The 6,298-nt window shown below is 67.7% G+C and carries 4 protein-coding genes; all 4 read right to left on the reverse strand.

Annotation, left to right across the window (positions count from 1 at the left end):
* Positions 1-2,773: branched-chain amino acid ABC transporter permease/ATP-binding protein (locus MJ797_RS04680; protein ID WP_239332171.1), on the reverse strand; the 2,773-nt coding region annotated here is incomplete at its 3' end.
* Positions 2,774-2,860: 87 nt separating this feature from the next.
* Positions 2,861-4,078, reverse strand: a complete 1,218-nt coding sequence (locus MJ797_RS04685; protein ID WP_239332173.1) for an ABC transporter substrate-binding protein — start codon at positions 4,076-4,078, stop codon at positions 2,861-2,863.
* Between the two features lie 219 nt (positions 4,079-4,297).
* Positions 4,298-5,236 carry an aldo/keto reductase gene (locus MJ797_RS04690; RefSeq protein WP_239332175.1) on the reverse strand — a complete coding sequence of 313 codons (939 nt, stop codon included), beginning with the start codon at positions 5,234-5,236 and terminating at the stop codon, positions 4,298-4,300.
* A gap of 92 nt (positions 5,237-5,328) precedes the next feature.
* On the reverse strand, positions 5,329-6,298 hold a 970-nt coding region (locus MJ797_RS04695), incomplete at its 5' end, for a phosphotransferase family protein (RefSeq protein WP_239332177.1).

Genomic DNA, 6,298 nt, shown 5'->3' on the forward strand with positions numbered 1-6,298 from the left:
CGGTGGAGTCGGCGGTGTGGCTGTCCTCCCCGAGATAGGCACGGATCACATCGGGATTGGTCCGGATCTCCTCAGGTGCCCCTTCGGCGATCTTCCGACCGAAGTCGAGCACCGCGATGCGGTCGCAGATGCCGAGGACCAGCGGAATGTCATGCTCGATCAGCAGAACGGCGGTGTTGCGCCGCTCGGCGATCCCCCGGATGACCGTCCCGATCTCGGCGCTCTCATGGGAGTCCAGACCGGCGGCCGGCTCGTCGAGGAACAGCACGTTCGGATCGGCGAGCAGCGCCCGGGCCACGCCGACGAGCCGCGCCCGGCCATGCGGAAGCTCAGCGGGCTTGCTGTCCAGCAGATCCGCCAGCCCGAACTCCTCGATGATCTCTTCCATGGTGACAGACGGACGCTGCCGCCCAGGACGGATCATGTCGGTGAAGTAGTACCCCAATGCCTGGGTGTCCGCGGCGGCGAGCAGATTCTCCCGGACGCTCATGTCCGGGAACAGCTCGACCGCCTGGAAGGACCGGGCCAGCCCGGCCCGTGCCCGCCGTACCGGCGACCATCCGGCGATGGGCTTCCCGTCGAGCAGCACCTCGCCCGACGTCGGCTTGGTGAAGCCGGTGACGATGTCCAGCAAGGTCGTCTTGCCCGCGCCATTGGGGCCGATCAGCCCCAGCACCTTGCCCGGCTCAACGCGCAGGTTGACGTCGCTGAGCGCCTGCACCCCACCGAAACGGACGCTGAGATTACGCACCTCAAGCACCGCGGGCTCACGGCGACGGCTGGCGGCCGGCCTGTCAGCGGCAGCGCCGTCGGCTCCGTCGGCTCCGTCGGAAGCGCCGGCCGCGCCGGTCGCGGTGGTACCAGCGGGCGCCGCACCGTCTACAGCCGGCGCTGGCGCTGGTGCTGATCCGCCGCCGCGCAGCCGTGCGACAAGTGCCTGATAACCATCGGAGTTGAGTTTGGCGATCCCGTCCGGGGCCTGGAAAAGCGTCAGGATGACGCCACCACCGGCGATGAGGGGCAGCCAGCCGCTGATGTCACCGAGCGAATCAACGATCTTCGCCGTGACACCGCCCGCAATCATGGTGGCGCCAGCCAGGCTGCCCGACGCCCAGCCAATGCCGCCAATCACCGCATACATGACGACGTTGATGGACCCGAACACGTCGAACTGGGTGAAGACCACGGTCGGGCTGCGGAACCCGGTGAGGATCCCGCCGATCGCGCCGATCGCGGCGGCCAGGCCGAAGGCGTAGAGCTTGGCCCCGTAGACCCCGATGCCGATCGACGCGGCGGCCCGCTCATTGCTGCGGATCGCCAGCAGCCGTCGACCGGTGCGGCCACGCCGCACGTTGGCCACGAGGAGACCGAGCAACACCAACATGATCAGGATAAGGGTCGCGTAGCGCCGAGGGTAGGTGATCGGGTCGAGGTCGACGCCGAACAGGGACGGCGTCCCGACGTTGGTCCCGTCAAGCCCGCCGGTGAGCTCACCGTTGCCCAAGATCATATTCTGGATCACCAGCGCCAGGCCGAGCGTGGCGACCGCGAGGTTAACCCCACGGGTACGCAGTGCGGGCAGCGCCACAATGAGACCGGCCGGTATCGCGACAAGAACACCGACGAGTGCCGCCAGCCAGAACGGCCACCCCGACGCGGCGACCAACCGGGCCGCGACCCAGGCACCGAAGCCGGCCAACGCCCATTGGCTCAGTGACAGCTGTCCGGCATAACCGGTGACGACGACGACGGACAGCACGAGCACCGCCGCGATGAAGGTCGTGGCGAGCGAGTCGACCCAGTCGGTAGGCACTGTCCAGACGAGCAACGCGCCCACGGCGATCGCCAGAACGAGCAGCGGCAGGTTCACCCGTCCTGGACCGGGCAACGGCAACCGCACGGGAAGGTCACCGCGGGCGGGCCGAGCACGTCCACCGAGAGTGAGAATGACGATAATCAACAGGAACGGTACGGAATCCGCGAGCCCGGTGACGTCGGCGAGGTAGCGCCCGACCTCCGCCTGTACGACACCGAGCAGCATGGCGCCGCCGATCGTGAGCAGGAAGGACGAGAAGCCTCCGACCAGTGCCGCCGCAAGCGCGGGAACGACAAGCAGAGTGAGTGCACCCGCGGACAGTCCGGTGATGGGCGCAAGGAAGATCGCGGCGGCGGCGTACAGCGCGCCGCCGACGCTCCAGTTCACCAGCTCAATCATGGATGTCGACCATCCGGAGGCCGCCGCCGTGCGCCGGTTCTCCGCCACCGCCGTGGTCGCGAGACCGAACCGGGTCCGGGAGTAGACCAACCACAGGACGACCGCGAGCACGATCAGAAGGCCGATGAGGACGATGCGGTCCTGACCGATGACCAACGAGCCGGTCACGTGGACCGCCTTGGTCGGCAAGATCGACTTCACCAGCTCCTGCGCGGACCCCCAGATAAGCACCACCACGCCCTCGAGGAACAGCAGGACTCCGAGCGTGGCGATGAGCTTGACCAACGCGGAGGCCCTGCGCAGCGGAACCATGACCAACAGGTGGGTGGCACCACCCAGCGCTGCCCCGAACGCGATGCTCAGCACCAGCGCGGCGATCCAGTTCACATGATGGGTGTCGCGCAGATCATAGAAGACGAAGGCGGCGAAACCGCCCGTTACGCCGCTGGCGAAATTCAGTACTCCGGAGGCTCGGAAGACCAGCACGATCCCGAGCGCGGCCAGCGCGTACAAGCTGCCCGTGCCAAGACCCAGCAGGGCAAAGCGGAGGAAGTCCACGTCGGAAAGCCTTTCTGCCGAGAACGCGGGTATGCCGGCGCACCCGGCCGCGGGAGGAACCGCGGCCGGGTGCCGAAACAGCCGCGGTTAGGAGCTGCCGAGGACGTTGAATGCCTGGTTGTCGAACAGTGGTGTACGGGCACCGTTTTTGACCTCGGAGAAGTACACACTGGTGGTGAAAATCCGGTTACCGTCGAACAGAACCTTGATCGGCTTGGCGAAGTCCACCTTGGGCAGCGGCGAAAAGTCGATCTCTCCGGCGGTGTTCAGAGCATTGGCCAGGCTCTCCCCGTCAATCGTGGTCAGCTTCGCCGCGTACTGGGCCACCAGGTGGACGGTCGCCCACGCGGTCATGGCACCTTCGCTGCGGGTGTCAGCGGCAACGCCGGCGGCATCCAGCTCGGAGTTGAACTGCTTGATCGCGGGAATGGTGTTATCGCTGGCCGGTGGCATCGAACCAACCAGCACCAGCCCGTCCGCGGCCGATCCCAGTGTTTTGATCATTTTGTCCTCGATGACCGTAGCGCCGTAGGCGGTCGTGGCCTTGGAGCCCGCCTGCGAGAGCGCCTGCAACAGCTTGGACGCCTGGCTCGAGCCCAGCACCATGTCGATGCAGTCGGTGGTGCCGCTGATCAACGTGGCCGCGCTGGTCGTCAGGTCGGTGGCAGTCGGCGCGATCGGCACGGTCTTGTTGATGTTCAGGTTGAACGGCTTGAGGCCGATGCCGAAGAAGGAAGCCGAGTTGCGTCCAGCCGCGATGTCGACGACCGCGACGGCCGGATCCTTCTTACCGAGCTTGCCACAGGCCGTCCCGCCACCGGCGATGTTGACCGCGCCGCTGCCGAACGGGAAGGAGTACGGGCTCTTGAGCTCACTGGCGCTGCTCGGTACTTCACCGATCGCCGGGATCTTCGCCTTCTCCAGGATCGGCATGTACCGGTCGCCGGTGCTGGAGTTGGCCGTCACGAACAGGTACTTGCCCTGAACAGCCTGGGTCGCACAATCAGCGCCCTTGTTCGGGTCGAACTGGTCATCGCAGGCGGTGACCTCCAGCGGCCGGCCCTTGATACCGCCAGCCTTGTTGATCGCTTCGGCCGCGGCCTTCACCGCCGCGGGGACTCCCGGGTAGCTGTCGGACGGGCCTGACAGCGCCTGGATCGTCATGATCTTTATGGGTTCGCCGGAAAGCTTGGTCGCCGACCCCGACGCGGCACTCCCGTCATTCGACGAAGAACTACCGCATGCGGCCAGCGCGAGGGCACCGGCAAGCGCTACGGCGAAGGGTGCCTTCGAGCGGACTTTCATGATCCTCCTTGAGGATGGTGACTGAATCACCGAACGCAACAGTATGAATCGCTTAATCGGATAGACATTTCTACAGTGCGCGAAGTGTGACCTTTGACACCACACCCGTCAAGTCCCAGACTCACCGCATGCCCGGAAATCCACGAATATGACTCTTGGTGTCAGTACCAGCACAATCTGATCCACCGACGTGATCAGAGGAGCGACCTCGGCAAGGAGCTAACCGCGCGCGATCGCCGAGGCCGCGGCCGTGGTCTCCGCGCTCAGCTCCCACTCGGCGGCGGCGACGTTGGTGCGGAGCTGCGCCGGCGAGGTCACGCCAGCGATCACCGATGCCACCGCGGGTTGCGCGATCAGCCAGGCGATCGAGAGTTCCAGGAGGGTGTGCCCGTCCTGGCCGGCCAGCCGCTCGAAGGCCGCAAGGCGGTCGTGTGTGCGGCCGGAGAGGATTTTCGCCGCCACCGCAGGGGCTACATGATCTCCGAGACGGGTGCCCTCGGGGGGAGCCTGCCCCCGGCGATACTTGCCGGTGAGAACTCCGGACGCGAGGGGGAAGAACGGAAGAAACGCCATGCCCTGGGCGGACGCGGCTGGCACGGTGTCGGAAAGCGCCTCCGGCCGCAACAGATTGAGCCGGTTCTGGACGCTGGCGAACGGCCTCAGACCATGATCGTTCGCGGCACGCGCCGCCTCGTCGATCTGGGCGGTGGCCATGTTCGCGCACCCGATCTCCCGGACCTTGCCCGCCTGAACGAGGCCGTCCAACGCACCGAGGGTCTCCTCGATCGGCACAGACGGGTCGGGGAAGTGCAGCTGGTAGAGGTCGATACGGTCGGTGCGCAGCCGCCGCAGGCTCGCCTCGACGGCCGTCGTGATCCAGCGTGGGCTCGCGCCGCCTTCGCCGGGCGCCGCGCCGTAGCGCGACCCGAACTTCGTCGCGATCACGACTTCGTCGCGGCGGGCGGCCAGCAGACGCCCGAGCAGCTCCTCGGACGCGCCGGCACCGTACTCGTCAGCCGTGTCGAAGAAGGTCACGCCGCTGTCGGCGGCAGCGGCGAGGATTGCCGCGGTCCTGGTCTCGTCGCAGGTGGTGCCGAGCTGGTTGCAGCCCAGCCCCACGACCGAGACCTCCAGGCTACCGATCCTTCGGGTACGCATTCCCGTTCCTTCCCCGTCCGGCACCGCTGTCGGCACCGGTACCGGCATCCGCTACAGCCATGCCGGTCCTCCTCGTGGTTCGCGGCGGTACGTCATGAGCCCAGGAGTGCCAGCGCGCTCTCGATCAATCCGGGGATGGCCCGCGCGTAGCGCTCAGCGGACGGGTCCGGGCTGGGCCGCCGCCGGTTGTGCTTGACGATGAGAGACAGCGTGGCCGCCGACTTGAAGTGGACCAGTGCGTCGAACCAACGCAGATCGGCCACGGCCGCGCCCCGGGCCTGCTCGTAGGTGTCCAGGACGGCAGCGGCGGACGGGACGCCCGGCGGGTCGAAACGCGCGATCGGGCTGCCCGTCACATCGCACATGGACAGAAACCAGGCCAGGTCCAATCTTGGATCGCCCACCGTCCAGATCTCCCAGTCGATGACGGCGGTGATGTCGCCGCCGACGGCGAGCATGTTGCCCAGGCGCCAGTCACCGTGCACCACGACCGGGGCAAGCTCTGCCGGCAGCCGGGCGCGCAGTGCCGCGGCACAGTCCGAGTGGCGCGGCCGCAACGCCTGTTCGACCGTGTCCAGCGCGCGCTCCCACCGACCGACCTCATCCGCCAGGGACACCGGCCGCTCATCCCCCAGGCCCACCGACACCGGCGAGATGGCCTGCATCGCCGCGAGCATGCGCGCCGCCGCGGCGAAACGGCCCCGCACCGCCGCGGGTGCGAGCGGCGCCCACGGCGCATCCATGATCGGCTCGTAGGAGTCCCCGTCGATGAAGTCCATCGCGAATAGTGGTGGGATTCCCGGCGGGTCCCCCGGGTCGCCGAAGAGCACCCGAGGCACCCGGATGTCCGGCACGGCGGCCAACGCGCGCAACAACCGGGCCTGTCGCAGAACGTCCCGGTTGCGGACCGGAGGCACACCGGGCGTGGCGACCTTGAGCACGACCCGGCGGCGTCCACCGGCGGCGTCCACCAGTGACGCGGCGAAGGTGTGGCCCGACTGGCCGCCGGTGAGCTCGACAAGATCCTCGACCGCCACCTCGCCCGCCGGGCCACCGGCACCC

The organism is Protofrankia sp. CiP3, assembly GCF_917627345.1.
Classification (GTDB): Bacteria; Actinomycetota; Actinomycetes; order Frankiales; family Frankiaceae; genus Protofrankia.

What these genes read in the sequence shown, in the direction of transcription:
- MJ797_RS04685 (WP_239332173.1), bottom strand. Translation starts at nt 4,078, where the DNA reads ATGAAAGTCCGCTCGAAGGCACCCTTCGCCGTAGCGCTTGCCGGTGCC.
- MJ797_RS04690 (WP_239332175.1), bottom strand. Translation starts at nt 5,236, where the DNA reads ATGCGTACCCGAAGGATCGGTAGCCTGGAGGTCTCGGTCGTGGGGCTG.